This is a genomic window from Streptomyces sp. NPDC001530 (assembly GCF_042894545.1).
Classification (GTDB): Bacteria; Actinomycetota; Actinomycetes; order Streptomycetales; family Streptomycetaceae; genus Streptomyces.
Window position 1 is genome coordinate 120,775 of sequence record NZ_JBIAVS010000025.1, and the last position, 15,811, is coordinate 136,585.

General features: G+C 71.1%; 13 protein-coding genes. 3 read left to right on the forward strand and 10 right to left on the reverse strand.

Features of this window, described 5'->3' with window-relative positions; translation table 11 throughout:
- Nucleotides 1-10: 10 nt before the first annotated feature.
- Together ACFY0T_RS40475 and ACFY0T_RS40480 are read right to left on the reverse strand one after the other, a co-directional pair.
- Nucleotides 11-1,750 (reverse strand): TerD family protein, encoded by a 1,740-nt coding sequence (locus tag ACFY0T_RS40475; protein ID WP_388882894.1) that lies wholly within the window; start codon nucleotides 1,748-1,750, stop codon nucleotides 11-13.
- Between the two features lie 145 nt (nucleotides 1,751-1,895).
- Entirely contained in the window at nucleotides 1,896-2,492 is a 597-nt protein-coding gene (locus tag ACFY0T_RS40480) for a M48 family metallopeptidase (RefSeq protein WP_388882897.1), read from the reverse strand.
- A gap of 217 nt (nucleotides 2,493-2,709) precedes the next feature.
- Between ACFY0T_RS40480 and ACFY0T_RS40485 the strand changes: the two genes are divergently transcribed.
- Together ACFY0T_RS40485 and ACFY0T_RS40490 are read left to right on the forward strand one after the other, a co-directional pair.
- A complete protein-coding gene (locus ACFY0T_RS40485) occupies nucleotides 2,710-3,936 on the forward strand; it encodes a TOMM precursor leader peptide-binding protein (RefSeq protein WP_388882900.1) in 1,227 nt (408 codons plus the stop codon).
- Nucleotides 3,929-5,293: an ABC1 kinase family protein gene (locus ACFY0T_RS40490; protein ID WP_388882903.1), complete on the forward strand. Its 1,365-nt coding sequence runs from the start codon at nucleotides 3,929-3,931 to the stop codon at nucleotides 5,291-5,293. Before ACFY0T_RS40485 ends, ACFY0T_RS40490 begins: the two co-directional genes overlap by 8 nt.
- 6 nt (nucleotides 5,294-5,299) lie before the next feature.
- Here the strand turns inward: ACFY0T_RS40490 and ACFY0T_RS40495 are convergent, their stop codons facing one another.
- The 5 genes from ACFY0T_RS40495 to ACFY0T_RS40515 form a co-directional block, all read right to left on the reverse strand.
- Nucleotides 5,300-5,524 carry a hypothetical protein gene (locus tag ACFY0T_RS40495; RefSeq protein WP_388882906.1) on the reverse strand — a complete coding sequence of 75 codons (225 nt, stop codon included), beginning with the start codon at nucleotides 5,522-5,524 and terminating at the stop codon, nucleotides 5,300-5,302.
- Between the two features lie 118 nt (nucleotides 5,525-5,642).
- Nucleotides 5,643-5,966: a hypothetical protein gene (locus tag ACFY0T_RS40500; RefSeq protein ID WP_388882909.1), complete on the reverse strand. Its 324-nt coding sequence runs from the start codon at nucleotides 5,964-5,966 to the stop codon at nucleotides 5,643-5,645.
- Nucleotides 5,963-6,331, reverse strand: coding sequence for a WhiB family transcriptional regulator (locus tag ACFY0T_RS40505; RefSeq protein WP_099499760.1), 369 nt, complete (start codon nucleotides 6,329-6,331; stop codon nucleotides 5,963-5,965). The genes ACFY0T_RS40500 and ACFY0T_RS40505 overlap by 4 nt, the downstream gene beginning before the upstream one ends.
- 174 nt (nucleotides 6,332-6,505) lie before the next feature.
- Nucleotides 6,506-6,829 (reverse strand): hypothetical protein, encoded by a 324-nt coding sequence (locus ACFY0T_RS40510; protein ID WP_388882912.1) that lies wholly within the window; start codon nucleotides 6,827-6,829, stop codon nucleotides 6,506-6,508.
- Nucleotides 6,830-6,992: 163 nt separating this feature from the next.
- Nucleotides 6,993-9,188 (reverse strand): ATP-dependent DNA helicase UvrD2, encoded by a 2,196-nt coding sequence (locus tag ACFY0T_RS40515; RefSeq protein WP_388882915.1) that lies wholly within the window; start codon nucleotides 9,186-9,188, stop codon nucleotides 6,993-6,995.
- A gap of 183 nt (nucleotides 9,189-9,371) precedes the next feature.
- Between ACFY0T_RS40515 and ACFY0T_RS40520 the strand changes: the two genes are divergently transcribed.
- Nucleotides 9,372-9,614, forward strand: a complete 243-nt coding sequence (locus tag ACFY0T_RS40520) for a mycoredoxin (protein ID WP_081219297.1) — start codon at nucleotides 9,372-9,374, stop codon at nucleotides 9,612-9,614.
- A 12-nt stretch (nucleotides 9,615-9,626) separates the two neighbouring features.
- On the opposite strand, the gene nudC is transcribed toward ACFY0T_RS40520, so the two are convergent.
- The 3 genes from nudC to ACFY0T_RS40535 all read right to left on the reverse strand — a co-directional run bounded on the left by nudC (nucleotide 9,627) and on the right by ACFY0T_RS40535 (nucleotide 15,710).
- On the reverse strand, nucleotides 9,627-10,574 hold the full coding sequence (nudC, locus tag ACFY0T_RS40525; protein ID WP_388882918.1) for an NAD(+) diphosphatase: 948 nt from the start codon (nucleotides 10,572-10,574) through the stop codon (nucleotides 9,627-9,629).
- 122 nt (nucleotides 10,575-10,696) lie between these two features.
- On the reverse strand, nucleotides 10,697-12,109 hold the full coding sequence (locus ACFY0T_RS40530) for a dipeptidase (RefSeq protein WP_388882921.1): 1,413 nt from the start codon (nucleotides 12,107-12,109) through the stop codon (nucleotides 10,697-10,699).
- A gap of 10 nt (nucleotides 12,110-12,119) precedes the next feature.
- Nucleotides 12,120-15,710: a UvrD-helicase domain-containing protein gene (locus ACFY0T_RS40535; RefSeq protein ID WP_388882923.1), complete on the reverse strand. Its 3,591-nt coding sequence runs from the start codon at nucleotides 15,708-15,710 to the stop codon at nucleotides 12,120-12,122.
- Nucleotides 15,711-15,811: the final 101 nt, after the last annotated feature.

Here is a 15,811-nt window from a genome sequence, read left to right on the forward strand (position 1 = left end):
ACGGGCTCCCTCAGACCTCGTACGGCTGGACGACGATGAAATTGCCGGGCGCGCCGCGGAATTGGAGGTTCACGCTCTCGCCGGTGTCTCCGGGGTAGGCGTTCCGGCGCATGCGCACCTGGCTGGAGACGACCACCTGGGAGGCCGCGGACCAGGCGACGACGGCGTTGCAGTCGGCGAACGTCGTGGGCGTCACCGGCAGTACGACGGGGGCGCCGTGCGTCTTCACGACGATCGTGCCGGTTCCCTGGAACTGCATGGTGAAGAGCGCGCCACCGGGAATGCCGTGTCCTTCGATGCGGCGGACCTCGTACTGGAGGGTCTCGTCGAAGGCGAGGACGTTCTCCGCGGACACGCAGATCGCGTCGCCCTGGAGCTCGATGGGATGCAGCATGGTGGAGTTCTCGGCGAGAAACACCTGGCCCCGGCCGGTACACCGCATCAACTGCATCTCCTGGCCGGTCGCGTTGCCCACGATCCGGCCGGCGAAGCCGGCTCCCTTGTAGCTGAAGTCGACCTTGCCCTGGTAGAGCACCATGCTGCCCTGACGGGCCAGTACGGCCTGGTCGCCGCCCATGCCGAGGTCGACCCGGATCAGCTTCTTGTTCTGCTGGGTCCATCGCTGGCCGGTGGGCGTCTCCTTGAAGGCCCCCAGCGCGGCGGCCACACCGGCACCGCCCTGCGGGGCGCCCTGAGGAGCGCCGTACGGGGAGGGGGCGCCGGGCTGGCCCGGGTACTGCCCGGGCGCCTGGCCCGGGACCTGGCCGTACTGCGGCTGCTGACCGTAGCCGGGAGGCGCGGTCGGGGCCTGCTGCCCGTAACCGGGGGGCGCGGTCGGCGCCTGCTGGCCGTAACCGGGCGGCATCGGAGCCGTCTGGCCAGGAGGCTGCTGGCCGTATCCGGGCGGCGGACCGGGCTGCCCGGGCGGCTGCGCGTAGGGCGCGGGGCCCGGCGGCGGCACGGGGCCGCCCGGCGGGGTGTGCAGGGGCGCGACGATGGTCGGCGCGGCGTGCACCGAGGGCGCGGCGGGCGCCGGGGCCGGAGGCGGCGTGGCTTCCGGGGGCGGCGCGAAGCCCTGCGCGGCGGGCTGCGGCGCGGGCGCCGGAGCCTGGGCGGGAGCGGGTGCGGCCGGGGCGCCGAACGCGGGCGGCGCGGCGGCCTGGGCCGGCGGGGCGAAGGACGGTGCGGCGCCTGACTGCGGCTGCTGCGCGGCGGGCTGTTCGTCGGCGACCTCGCCGCCGAAGTTCTGCAGCAGCGCCTCGAGGCCGCCGTCGAAGCCCTGTCCCACGGCGGCGAACCGCCAGACGTCCTTCAAGTAGAAGTCGCCCAGCATGACGGCACGTTCCGTGGAGAACTCCGCGCCGCTGAACGAGTACCGGGCCACCTCCTCGCCACCCGCGACGATACGGAGGTATCCGGGAGCGATCTGCGACATCTGCCCGGCGCCGTCGATGGTCGCCGTGAACGACAACTTCTGGATCTGCGCCGGGATCCGGTCGAGCGTGACGCGGAAGGACTCCGTGTCACCCGACTGGGCACCGAGGAGTTGGATGGACTCCTCGGGCGTCTTCGGCTGATTGAAGAAGACGAAGTACCGGTCGTCCGACAGCCGTTCGTCGGCGTCCAGACCGAAGCAACTGATGTCGAAGGTCAGTCCGGGGCCGGTGATCTGCACGCCTACGTACAGATCGGTGCCCGCGGTGAGGTCACTGATCTTGGCCTTGTGGCCGCGTTGGAATTCCCTGGCCATGCGTAACGACCGTCCCCCATCCCGAATGCGAGTGCGTCGCGTCAGGCTAACGGCAAACTCTGGCACTGGACGAAGCCGGTACAGACCCGGTACACAATCGCCTCTCCCGGCGCGGATGGACCGCCTCTGCTCATCCTCTACTCGTCTACTCGTCGCGCGCGGCGGGCAGATGGGGCAGCCGGTCGGCGGCGACGACCCCTTCGAGGTAGCCGCGAGCACGCTCGGTACGCGGATACGCCTCAAGAAGCCGCCAGAAGCGCGGCCCGTGTCCGGGCACGAGCAGATGGGCGAGTTCGTGGACGAGGACGTAGTCGACGACGTACTCGGGCATGCCCTGCAACCGGTGCGACAGACGGATACTGCCCTCGGACGGGGTGCACGAGCCCCAGCGCGTGTTCTGGTTGGTGACCCAGCGCACCGACGTGGGCCGGGCGCGCCCGTCGAAGTACTGGACCGACAAACGCTCCGCACGCTCGGCCAGCTCGGCGTCACCGAGCACCCTTTTGTTCTCCTGCGCGGCCAGCTTGTCGAGCATGACGGTCACCCAGCGCTGCTCCTCCGCCTCGGACATCCGGGCAGGGATGAGCACGACGGTGCGATCGCCCTCGCGGTACGCGGAGACCGTTCTGCGCCGTCGCGCACTCCTGCGGACCTCGATCGCGCTCGCCCCCGAGCCGCTCGGCGGCGGGCTCGTCGTGCTGCGCTGTGGTTTTCCGGCGCGGTGCAGTGGGTCGGCGGGCACGCCCCGACGTTACCCGCTGCACACGGGGGAAGTCCCGCCCCCGGGACGGTTCGATGCCGATCCGCACTCCGTGCGCTTGATTTGTACGACTAACGGTGCCGCCTGTGGACAACTTTCGGCACGGTTCGGCCCGGACGGGCATGCTGGCATTCGATCGGCGGCGCGGGACGCACACCGCCGACACACGGGGACGCTCTACGGGCTACGGGGGTAGGTCATGCATCCGATCGTGAAACCGGCGCTGCGGCGCGGCTGGCGGGATCTCAACACCGTGCAGTTCGGGATGGCACCCGCGCACGCAATGGTGCTGGGCCCGATGGACACGGCGACGGGCAGCTTCCTGGACCTGCTCAACGGGACACGCGGGATGCCGCTCCTGCGCGACGAGGGACGCAGGATGGGGCTGCCCGACGGCCATGTCGACGGGCTGGTGCAGCGGCTGGCCCGGTCCGGCCTGCTGGACGACGCGACCGGAGGCGGCCCGGCCGCGGACGCCTTGCGCGACAAGAAGGCGGTCCTGGAGCGGCTGCGCCCCGACCTCGCCTCCCTCTCCCTCGTCGCGTCCGAGCCGGGCGACGCCATCAAGCGGCTGGCCGCCCGCCGCTCTCTGCGCGTACAGGTGCGGGGCGCCGGCCGGGTGGGAGTGGTCCTGGCCTCACTGCTCGCGGGCGCGGGCGTGGGCGAGGTCGATGTGCGCGACGTCGGCTGCGTCGAGCCGGGGGACGTGGCACCGGGCGGGCTGCCCGCCGAGTCCATCGGTGAGCGCCGGGAGGAAGCCGCCCGCCGCGCGGTGCGCCGAGCTGCACCGGACCGTCCACCCCGGACATCATCGAGGAGAACGTCCTCAAAGGAGACATCCTCGAAGGAAAACGAAACGGAGAAGGCGAGTGAGCGGGGACTGTCACTGGTGATCCTGACCCCCCGGGACGGCCTCGCCGTCCACGCGCCCGATCCGGCCGCGGCCGAGACCCTGATCACCTCGGGGACGCCACATCTCTACGCAGGTGTCGTCGAAGGCACCGGCGTCGTGGGCCCCTTGGTCCTGCCCGGCGACACCGGCTGCGCGGGCTGCCTGGACCAGGGACGCGTCGACCGGGATCCGACGTGGCCCCGCCTGGTCGCACAGTGGCGCTCCGGGCAGCAGCGCCAGGTGCAGGCATGCGACCTCGCGCTGGCGGCCGGCGTCGCCGGAGTGGCCGCGGGTCACGCGCTTGCCTTCCTGGACGGGGAGTTGCCCTCCAGCGCGGGGGCACGCTGGGAGGCATCGGTCCCGGGCTTCGACTGGCACGCGAGACCGGTCTGGTCGCATCCGGCATGCCCCTGCGGCGCGGCGGAGAAAGCTAAAGGGGAGCGCACCTCGGAGGACGCCGGGCCGCACGAGACAATGGCGGGGCAACAGCCGTACGCGGCACGGCTGTCTGGGACTTGGAGGGCACATGTCTGATCTTCCCCGGAAGGCGGTCACCCGTACCGCCAAACTCGCCGCGCTACCGCTCGGCTTCGCCGGGCGGGCGACCTGGGGGCTCGGCAAACGGATCGGCGGGAAGTCGGCGGAGATCGTGGGCCGCGAGCTCCAGCAGCGCACGGCGGAGCAGCTGTTCAAGGTGCTCGGCGAGCTCAAGGGCGGCGCGATGAAGTTCGGGCAGGCGCTGTCCGTCTTCGAGTCGGCGCTGCCCGAGGAGGTCGCGGGGCCGTATCGCGCGGCGCTGACGAGACTCCAGGAAGCGGCGCCGCCCATGCCGACACGCACCGTCCACTCCGCGCTGGAGGAGCGGCTCGGCGAGGACTGGCCCGAGCTGTTCCTGGAGTTCGAGGACACGCCGTCCGCGGCGGCCTCGATCGGCCAGGTGCACCGGGCGGTGTGGCACGACGGGCGCGAGGTCGCCGTCAAGGTGCAGTACCCCGGGGCGGGCGAGGCCCTGCTGTCCGATCTGACCCAGCTCAGCCGTTTCGCCAGACTCCTCGGCCCGCTGATCCCCGGCATGGACATCAAGCCGCTCATCACGGAGCTGCGCGACCGAGTGTCCGAGGAGCTCGACTACGGACTGGAGGCCCAGGCCCAGAAGGCACATGCGGAGGAGTTCGCGGGCGACCCGGATGTCCTCGTGCCGGCGGTGGTCCACCAGCGCGACCAGATCCTGGTGACGGAGTGGATCGACGGGATCCCCCTGTCGGAAGTGATCGCCGACGGGACCCAGGAGCAGCGGGACCGTGCCGGTCAGTTGCTGGCCCGCTTCCTCTTTTCGGGCCCCGCTCGCACGGGCCTGTTGCACGCCGATCCGCACCCGGGCAACTTCCGTCTCCTGCCGGATGAGAAGAACGGCTGGCGCCTTGGCGTCCTGGACTTCGGCACGGTCGACCGCCTCCCCGGGGGTCTGCCCCTGCCGATCGGCGACTCGCTCCGCATGACTCTGGAAGGCGAGGCCGAGGCGGTCTACGAACTGCTCTGCGAGGAGGGCTTCGTCAAGGAGTCGATAGACCTCGAACCCGACGCGGTCCTGGACTATCTCCTGCCGATCATCGAGCCGGCCCAGGCCGACGAGTTCACCTTCACCCGAGGCTGGATGCGCAGCCAGGCCGCCCGAGTGGCCGACCCCCGCTCCCCCGCCTACCAACTGGGCAAGCAACTCAACCTGCCCCCGTCGTACCTCCTGATACATCGCGTGACTCTGAGCACCATCGGCGTTCTGTGCCAACTGGGCGCGACGGTCCGCCTCCGCGACGAACTGGAGGAGTGGCTGCCGGGGTTCGTGCCGGACGAGGAGCTGTTGGATGAGGAGGAGTCGGCGGTGGAGGCGTGAGAGGGCCTACCACCACGCCGAGTCCAGGCGGCCCTCGATCGCTCTGAGGTTGGTGCGGGCGCAGTTGTCGCAGAAGTAGTGGCGGGCGCCGTTCTCGACGGAACAGGTCCATGTCGGCTGGGGGCCGTCGGCCGAGGTGCCGCAGCGGGCGCACACGATGTGCTGGCGCTCGCCCGCGTCGGGCCGCGGTGCGGAGCCGGTGCTGTCACTGTCCCCGGGAAGACTCGTCACCCGGCGACGATATCGCCGTGGTCGGCGGTTCGCGCGGCACAACGCACCGCGGGGGCCGGTCCGTTCGGACCGACCCCCGCGAGGAATCACTGCCTGCTACTGCCGCGACTGCCGTCGGCTACTGCATGACCGCCATGGCCAGCGCGCGCCGGGCTCGCATCGAGGCGCGCTCGGCCCGGCGCTGCATACGGCGGGCGGTCGCCAGGCGCACGGCCCGGCGTTCCTGCTCGGCCTGGTGCAGTCGCTCGTGCATATGCGCACGAGCCAGGGCTTCTGGGATGAGTTGCATCTCTCGGGTCCTGTTCTGACGCGAGTCGTTCGCGCCGGTGGTGGTGAAGTCTGGGATCGCGGAGCCTGCGGGCTCGCTGGTGGACGGCTTCATCGGGGCCTGCTTCTTGGGGTCGTGCGTCAGTGGGCGGTCGATCGTTCCTCGGGCGTTCATGCCGCAACCGGGTTCTTGCGCGGGCGGCCACGCGGCCGCTTGCGGGCCACGACAACACCCTGGACGAAGAGCTCGCCACCCCAGACGCCCCAGGGCTCACGCCGCTCCTTGGCGCCGGCGAGGCAGGCCTCGATCAGCGGGCAGGTGCGGCAGAGGGACTTGGCGTACTCGACATCGGCCGGCGACTCGGCGAAGAAGACCTCCGGGTCGTAGGAGCGGCAGGGGACGGGTACGCCGAGGTTCTCGATGGCGTCGTCGAGCGCGGTGAGCGCGGTGAGCGGAGTCAAGGTGGAGTCCTCCGTGAGGCCGGGCGGGGGGATCGTTTCGGAAGGCGGTACGGACGGGGCGTGCGCTTCGAGTTGCACGGTTCGTCTTCCTCGTCTGGTCGTGCCGGCCGGTTGGCCGGTTGGCGGCTGGTACCGGGTTCTTTTCTTGTCCCGAGGCCCCTTCGCTCTGCCGTCCCCGGTCGGGGACAAACAGAAGGGCCGCGGATCCCGGGTGGGGTTCCGCGGCCCTGAAGGCGCCGGCCTGATCGAGGATCAGGCTGGATCACTCCAGGGTTCAGGCCCACGGAAGGCCCACATCGTGTGGTGCTGCGTCGTCTGCTTCAGGGATCCGGCACCGGCTGCCGCAAAGGCATAGGCGCGCGCCTCTGCCACTACTGCTGCTTCCAGTGCCTGGGTCGGTCGCTCATTGCGCTCACGGACGGGAAGACCCGCGAGAGACACGGAGGACGCCGGACGGACGGCAGGAATGCCGGACAGACCGGTGCCCAGGTTCGAGACGCCGAGCATGCACGTGGAGACGACCGAGCGATCGGTCATTTTGACGGTGCTGGTGGAGCTGGTGGTGATGCTGATCACTGGAATCGCCTCCTCTCGGCGTCTAAGGGGACTGGGGTGAGCCAGTCCGACGGCTATTAAGTACAGCACGGAACCAGGGCCTTGGAGAAGGCCGCCGCTTCCGTGCTAAGAACCTATGGGGATTGCTGGGGCATGCGCAAACTATTTTTTCGACGAGTTGGTATCAGTCATCTTCATCGTCTCCTCCAAGCTCTCGACCTGCGCAGATGGCAAGAACATCGGCTCCGAAGCGGTTGAGCTTGCGCACTCCGACTCCGGGGATCCGGGCGAGCTCGCCCTCGTCGCCGGGCACGGTCTCGGCGATCGCCATCAGTGTCTTGTCGGTGAAGACGCAGAACGCGGGTTGCCCACTGCGCTGCGCCTGCACCGCGCGCCACTCGCGCAGCCGCTCGTAGAGGCCCTCGTCCATGTCGGAGGGGCAGTCCTCACAGCGCATCAGTTTCATCTCACCGGCGTCGGTCAGGGTGCGACCGCAGCCCCGGCAGCGCGCCGGGGTCCGGCTGGTCCGTCGTACGGCGGTGCCGCCGTTGCTTCCGATGCCGCGCTCGATGCCTCCCGTGCCGCCGCCGCTGCCGCGCCCCGCGGTGGCGACGGAGCCCGGGCGCAGCCCATCGAGGAAACGGCTGGGCCGGCGGTTGGGCCTGCCGCCGGGCGAGCGGGACAGCGCCCAGGAGACGAAGAGGTGCTCTCTGGCTCGGGTGACGCCGACATAGAGGAGGCGGCGCTCCTCCTCGATCTGCTCGTCGGTCTTTGCGTAGGTGATCGGCATCATGCCCTCGGCGACACCGACCAGGAAGACGACGTCCCACTCCAGTCCCTTGGCGGAGTGCAGCGAGGCAAGGGTGACGCCCTGCACGGTCGGGGCGTGCTGGGCGCTCGCGCGTTCGTCGAGCTCCGCCACCAAGTCGCCGAGGGTGGCGCCGGGCTTGGCGGCGGCGAAGTCCTGGGCGAGGTGCACGAAGGCGGCCAGCGACTCCCAGCGCTCTCTGACCGCTCCGGAGCCGGCGGGGGGCCGGCTGGTCCATCCTTCACCGGACAGCACGGCACGGACCTGTGAGGGGAGGTCGACGGCATCGTCGAGCAGCGAGTCATTGCCCCCGAAGCGGGCCGCGGCGCGCAGGGCGGCGCCTGCCTTGCGCACTTCGGGGCGGTCGAAGAACCGCTCGGCGCCGCGCAGCTGGTAGGGCACTCCGGCGTCGGCGAGGGCCTGTTCGTAGATCTCGGACTGGGAGTTCGTACGGAAGAGGATCGCGATCTCGCCCGCGGGGACGCCGGAGGCGATGAGGTCGCGGATGCGGCGGGCGGCGCCCTCGGCCTCGGCGGGCTCGTCCGTGTACTCGGCGTAGCTGGGCTCCGGACCCGGGGCGCGCTGGGAGATCAGCTCCAGGCGGTGCTCTGCGGCCCGGCCGCGGGCCTGGGCGAGCAAACCGTTGGCAAGGTGGACGACCTGAGGCGAAGACCGGTAGTCGCGGACGAGCTTGACGACGGTGGCTCCGGGGTGGCGGGTGCGGAAGTCGAGAAGATGGTCGGGAGTTGCACCCGTGAACGAATAGATCGTCTGGCTGGCGTCACCGACGACACAGAGGCTGTCGCGCTCGCCGAGCCACAGGTCCAGCAGGCGCTGCTGGAGGGGGCTGACGTCCTGGTACTCGTCGACCACGAAGTGCTGGTACTGGGAGCGCACCTGCTCGGCGATGTCGTGCCGGTCCTGGAGGATGGCGACCGTCAGCAGCAGGACGTCCTCGAAGTCGATGACCGCGCGGTCGCGCTTGAGGTCCTCGTACGTCGAGTAGAGCTGGGCGATCTCGGCCGGGTCGCGGGGGGCTTCGCGGCCGGCCTTGGCGGCGGCGGCCGCATAGTCGGCGGGGATGGTCTGGGTGACCTTGGACCACTCGATCTCGCCGGTGACGTCGCGCAGTTCGCCCCGGTCGAGGCGGATGCGGCAGGCGGCCGCCGCGTCGGCGACGAGCTGGATCTTGCGGTCGACGAGCCGGGGCAGGCTGCCGCCGACTGCTTTCGGCCAGAAGTACTGGAGTTGGCGCAGCGCGGCGGAGTGGAAGGTGCGGGCCTGGACGCCGCCGGCGCCGAGCTGGCGGAGACGGCCGCGCATCTCCCCCGCGGCGCGGTTGGTGAAGGTGACGGCCAGCACGCTGGAGGGCTGGAGGATCCCGGCGCGCACTCCGTAGGCGATGCGGTGGGTGATCGCCCGCGTCTTGCCCGTGCCGGCGCCTGCCAGCACGCACACCGGACCGTGCAGGGCGGTGGCGACCTCGCGCTGCTCGGGGTCGAGCCCGTCGAGCACCGCATCGGCCGTGTCCGGAACCTGCGGGAAGAGGGTGGAGTGCGTTGCTGCTGTCACCCCGCCATGCTGCCAGGTCGCCGGAGACGGATGAGCCGGTTGTCCACAGGGAGGCGCTTGCAGTCGTACTAATGCGGCAGGCGTCACGTCCGCCGGGATACCCCCCACGGGAATGACAACCAGGTCACATACGTTCCACTGGCAGCGACCAGCACCCCGAAGCCGTGAAGGAGCGCAATCGACATGCAGGGCACTGTGACGATGTACAGCACCACGTGGTGCGGCTACTGCCGTCGGCTGAAGAGCCAGATGGACCGCGAGGGCATCACGTACAACGAGATCAACATCGAGCAGGACCCGCAGTCCGCGGCGTTCGTGGAGAAGGCGAATGGCGGAAACCAGACGGTTCCCACCGTTCTCTTCCCGGACGGTTCGACGCTCACGAACCCTTCGCTGGCGCAGGTCAAGCAGAAGATCGGCGTCTGAGCGGCGTAGGCGCTAGACGGCGCTCCCCCGCGTAGGCAGGGGCTTGCCGTACCAGAGCTCGATCAGACGGGCCGCAATCGAGATTCCATAGGGAGGCAGCACCTCCCCGGACTCGAAGGCGGCCCGCAGGTCTTCTCGGGAGAACCATCGGGCCTCGTGGATCTCCTCGCCGTCGACGTCGATCTCCGACGAGGTGGCGCGGGCCATGAAGCCCAGCATGAGGCTGGAGGGGAAGGGCCAGGGCTGGCTGGCGATGTACTCGACCTCGCCGACCGTGACGCCCGCCTCCTCGAAGACCTCGCGGCGCACGGACTGCTCGATGGACTCGCCCGGCTCGACGAAGCCGGCGAGCGTGGAGAAGCGACCCTCGGGCCAGTGCACCTGGCGGCCGAGCAGGATGCGGTCGTCGTCGTCCGTGACGGCCATGATCACGGCCGGGTCGGTGCGCGGGTAGTGCTCGGCGCCGCAGGCGGGGCAGCGGCGGATGTGGCCGGCGGCCGCGATGACCGTGCGCTCGCCGCAGCGCGAGCAGAAGCGGTGCAGTCGCTGCCAGTTCTCCAGGGCGACCGCGTGCACCATCAGGCCCGCGTCGCGGGGTGACAGCAGCAGTCCGGCCTCGCGCAGGCCCGCCGGGCGCGCGGACTGGTCGATGCGGCCGGGAAGCGCGTCCTTCTGGAGTGCGAAATAGCTCACACCGTCGTCGTCCGTGCCCAGGAAGTAGCGGTGTGCCTCGGTGAGCGGGGCCTCGAAGGAGGGGGTCATCACGAGTTCGGTGGTGCCGTCCGCCGTCTCGTCGATGAGCACCTGACCGCCAGAGACCACGAAGACGCGGGTCGTGGGGTGGCTCCAGGCCGCCGCGAGCCAGGCCTCGTCGAGCCGGTGGTGGGCGGCCCGGTCGATGCCACTCGGGGCGGTGAGCGTGATGGGACGGTTGGCTGTGCGGTCGGTCCAGGTGGTCACGGGTGCTTCCAACTCCCCCGGTGGAACGGTTATTTCGGCGGGCGGTTCAGCAGGACGTACGGCGGTGCGGGTGTGCTTGGTGCTCCTCAGGGCGTGGATCGCCTTCTTCGTGGATGCCTTGTTCAGTGTGCCTCGGGCCAGTTCTCGGCCAGATCGCCCCACAGGTGGGCGGTGGTTTCGACGCCCTTCATGAGGAGGTCGAGTTCGACCTTCTCGTTGGGGGCGTGCCAGCCGTCGGAGGGGACGGAGATGCCCAGGAAGAGCACGGGGGCGCCGAGGACCTCCTGGAGGTCGGCCGCGGGTCCCGAGCCGCCCTCGCGGGTGAAGCGGACCGGCTGCTCGAAGGCGCGGCCCATGGCGCGGGCGACGGACTGCAGGGCCGGGTGGTCCAGGGGCGTGAGACATGGGCGCGTGGCCGCGCTGAACGTGATCTCGTGCCGGATGCCCGCGGGCAGTTGTTCGGCCGCCCAGGCGCGTACGGCCTTCTCGATGCGGTCCGGATCCTGTCCCGCGACGAGCCGGAAGGAGAGCTTCACCATGGCCGAGGACGGGATGATCGTCTTGCTGCCGGGGCCCTGGTAGCCGCCGCCGATCCCGTTGACCTCGGCGGTCGGGCGGGCCCAGATGCGCTCCAGGGTGGTGTGTCCGGCCTCTCCGTAGGTGGCGGTCGACTTGGCCGTGCGCAGCCACCGCTCCTCGTCGAAGGGCAGCTCGGCGAAGAGTTCGCGCTCCCGGTCGGTGAGTTCGGTGATGCCTTCGTAGAAGCCGGGCACGGCCACGCGCGCGTGCTCGTCGTGCAGGGCCGCGACGAGTCGGGCGGCGGCGGTCGCCGGGTTGGGTACGGCGCCGCCGAAGGAGCCGGAGTGGATGTCCTGCTCGGGGCCATGCAGCTCGATCTCGCACTCCGCGAGGCCGCGCATGCCGGTGCACACCGTGGGGGTGTCCTCGGACCACATGCCGGTATCGGAGACGATCACGGCGTCGGCGGCGAGCCGCTGCGCCCGCGCTTCGACAAGGTCACGGAAGTGCGGGGAACCGGACTCTTCCTCGCCCTCGATCAGGAGCTTGAGGTGGACCGCCGGCGCGGTGCGCCCGGTGGCGGCGAGGTGAGCGCGGACGCCGAGTGTGTGAAAGAACACCTGGCCCTTGTCGTCTGCGGCCCCGCGCGCGTAGAGGCGGTTTCCGCGGATCTCCGGCTCGAAGGGCTCCGTGTCCCAGCCGTCATCGCGGGCTGCTGGCTGCACGTCGTGGTGCCCGTAGACCAGAACCGTGGGGGCTCCCGGGTCCTCGGAGGGCCACTCGGCGAAGACGGCCGGGGCGCCCGCGGTCGGCCAGACCTCCGTGGTCGGGAAGCCGGTCTCCCGGAGCTTGGCGGCAAGCCAGTCGGCGCTGCGCGCCACGTCCGCGGCGTGGTCGGGCTGAGCCGACACCGAGGGGATGCGCAGCCACTCCGCGAGGTCGCCGAGGAAGGCGTCGCGGTGGTTCTGAATGTACGTACGGACTGTGCTGACGGCATTGTCAACGGGCTTGCTCATGCTCACGAGCCTATCCGCCCACGGAGGCGTGTTCGTCCGGCGGTTCCCCGGGAGCCTCTTCCTGTGGGCCTCCCGGGTCTTCGATGAGCAGGCGCTCCAGTGCGGCACGGTCCGGGAGGGCGCCCGGTCGGACGACCTCGCCGCTGCGGACGTACAGGAACGCGGCTTTGACGGACTCCAGGGGCACGCCCTGCTGCTCGGCCCAGGCGAGGCGGTAGAGCGCGAGCTGGAGGGGGTCCGCGGTGCGGCTGCGGCTGGTCTTCCAGTCGACGATCTCGTATGTCGTCCCGTCGCCGTCGTCCTCCCTGTAGACGGCGTCGATACGGCCGCGTACGACCCGTCCCGCGATCGCGAGCTGGAAGGGTGCCTCGACGCGGTGGGGAGTGCGGTGTGCGTACGGAGTGCGTTCGAAGGCTTCCTTGAGGGCCTCCAGATCGCGCTCGTCGGCGATCTCGGCCTCACTGCCGGGCAGCTCCTCCGGCTCCAGCATGGGCAGCCGCAGCTCTTCGAAGCGGGACTCCACCCAGGCGTGGAAGCGCGTGCCCTGGCGCGCGGCGGGCTGTGGGGGGCGCGGCATGGGGCGTGCCAGCTCCTGCGCGAAGCCGTCCGGGTCTGCGGCCAGCCGCAGCAGCTGCGAGGCGGTCAGCGACGACGGCAGGGGTACGTCCGTGACGCTCGCGCGGGCCCGCAGGAGTTCTCCGGTCAGCGCGTCCAGGTCGCGGTCCCAGGAGGCGAGGGTGCGGGCCTCCTCGGGAGTGAGGTGCGCCGGGTCTTCGGGATGAGGACGCGCCTGCGGGGCCGTCCCCTGGTGCGGAACCGTCGGACGGGCGGGCGACCGGTCGGTCGCGTGCTGCCCAGGGCGGTCCGTCGCCCAGGAGTCCCAGTCGGAGTCGTCTCCGTCGGGGAAGTCGTCTTCTCCGTAGGGGGACTCGTCGTAAGGGAACGCGTCGTGGGGGGAATCGTCGTAGGGGGATTCGCCGTAGGGGGACTCGTCGTCCTCCGGCGGAGGTGGCCAGTCCGGATCGTCGTACGAGGACGGGTCGTGGGCGGCCCGGGGCCGGCCCCCCTCAGCCCCGGGGTGGTCCTCCTCGTGGGACGCCACCCGCTCCAGGTGGGCGAGTACGGTCTCGGCGGCCGCGCGGCGGCGGGCGAGTGCCATGTCGTCGAGCGGGAGCGGCCACGCGTGGTCGGCGGCCGCCTCGCGCAGGGCGGGGTTCTCCTCGTCCTGCGCGGGCTCGTCCGCCCAGACCTCGATCTCACCGTGTCCGGCCGCGCAGTGCTCGTACAGGGCGTGCAGGAAGTCCGAGGGGCCGCGCGGCTTCTTCTGGGAGGGTCCCCACCAGTGACCGGAGCCGAGCAGGAGCGAGCGGGGGCGGGTGAAGGTGACGTAGCCGAGGCGGAGTTCCTCGGTGTGCTGGTGGTCCTTCATGGCCTCGTGGAAGGCCTTGATGCCCTTGGCGTCCCAGGCGTCGATGTCGGGCAGCGTGTCGGCGTCTCCGCGCAGCTCGTGCGGCAGGACCTTGCCCTGGGCGGTCCATTTCTCGCGGCCCTGGGTGCTGGGGAAGGTGCCGGTGACGAGGCCGGGCACCGCGACAACGTCCCACTCCAGGCCCTTGGACTTGTGCGCGGTGAGCACCTTGACGGTGTTCTCGCCGCCGGGCAGGGCGTTGTCGAGGCCCTTCTCGTACTGCGCGGCGGTGCGCAGGAAGCCGAGGAAGGCCAGCAGGGTCGCCTCGCCGTCGCCCGCGGCGAAGGACGCGGCGATGTCCAGGAAGTTCGACAGGGTCTCGCGGCGGCGGGCGGCCAGGGCGTGCGGGGACGCGGAGAGCTCGACCTCCAGACCGGTGACGGCGAGCACCCGGTGCAGGACGTCCATCAGCGGGTCGGCGAGCGAGCGGCGCAGGTCGCGCAGCTCGGCGGCGAGCCGAGCGAACCGCACGCGTGCGTCCGGCGAGAAAGGCAGCCCGTCGTCGTCTCCCTCGGCCTCCATGGGCATCTCCAGGAACGTGTCGAGCGCGTCCGCGAGCGATATCACCTCGGCCGGATCGACCCCCTCGACGGCCGCGGCGAGCCTGCGGTCCGGGTCGTCGTCGGCCCCCACGCGCGCGTGGGACACAAGAAGGCGGGCGCGTCGTCCCAGGAGGGCGAGGTCGCGGGGGCCGATCCGCCAGCGCGGGCCGGTGAGCAGGCGGACCAGAGAGGCATTGGCGCCGGGGTCCTGGAGGACCTCGCAGACGGCGACGAGATCGGCGACCTCGGGAAGGTGCAGCAATCCGGAGAGGCCCACCACCTCGACGGGGATGTCGCGGGCGACGAGCGCACCCTGGATCTCGGCGAAGTCGCCGGCCGTACGGCACAGGACCGCGATCTCGCCCGGCGCCTTTCCGGTGCGTACGAGATGCGCGAGGGAGTCGGCGAGCCAGTCGATCTCCTCGGCGTGGGTGCGCAGCAGCGCGCAGCGGACCAGGCCGTCGCGCTCGGCTCCGGGAGCGGGGCGGAGGGCCTCCACGCCCGCGTGCATGGCGCGCAGGGGCTCCGCGAGGCCGTTGGCGAGGTCGAGGAGGCGGCCGCCGCTGCGACGGTTCTCGCTGAGCGCCTGACGGATCGCGGGGCGGCCGTCAGGGTGCGCGAAGTGCTCGGGGAAGTCGTCGAGGTTGGCGACGGAGGCGCCGCGCCAGCCGTAGATCGCCTGGCAGGGGTCGCCGACCGCGGTCACGGGGTGCCCCGTGCCGCCGCCGAACAGCCCCGCGAGCAGGACACGCTGGGCCACCGAGGTGTCCTGGTACTCGTCCAGCAGAACCACGCGGAACTCGTCGCGCAGGATCTCTCCGACCTCGGGGCGGGTGCGGGCGAGGGTGGCCGAAAGGGCGATCTGGTCGCCGAAGTCGAGGAGGTCGCGCTCGCGCTTGGCCGCGCGATAGCGGCCCACCAGCTCGGCGAGTTCACGCCGGGCCGCAGCCGCTTCGGGGACCTTGCGCAGGTCGGCGTTGGTGAGTTTGGCGCCTTCCAGGAACCGCAGTAGCTCGGCGTCGTATGCGCGCAGGTCCTCGGGGCGTACAAGGTGTTCGGCGAGTTCGGAGTCCAACGTGAGGAGGTCGCCGACGAGGTCGGGGAAGGAGCGGGTCAGCGCCGGGTACGGCCCCGGTGCCTCGCGCAGCACGCGCGCGGCGAGCTGGTAGCGGGTGGCGTCGGCGAGCAGGCGGGACGTGGGTTCGAGGCCGATGCGCAGCCCGTGGTCGGTCAGCAGGCGGCCCGCGAAGGCGTGGTACGTGGAGATGACCGGCTCGCCCGGCGGGTTGTCGGGGTCGATCACGTCCGGGTCGGTGACGCCCGCCTTGATGAGCGCCTTGCGGACGCGCTCGGCGAGTTCGCCCGCCGCCTTGTTGGTGAACGTCAGGCCGAGGACCTGCTCGGGGGCGACCTGTCCGGTGCCGACCAGCCACACCACGCGCGCCGCCATCACCGTGGTCTTGCCCGAACCGGCTCCGGCCACGATCACCTGCGGGGCGGGCGGTGCGATGATGCAGGCCGTCTGCTCCGGGGTGAAGGGGATCCCGAGGAGCTCCTTGAGCTGCTCGGGATCGGTGATACGGGCGGACACCTCAGAGAGGCTAGCGGCGCCCACTGACAGCCGGGGCCACATCGGCCGTCGAGGCGAAAGAACCGCTGGTCAGCACACGTGGTGCCGTACATCACTCGTCT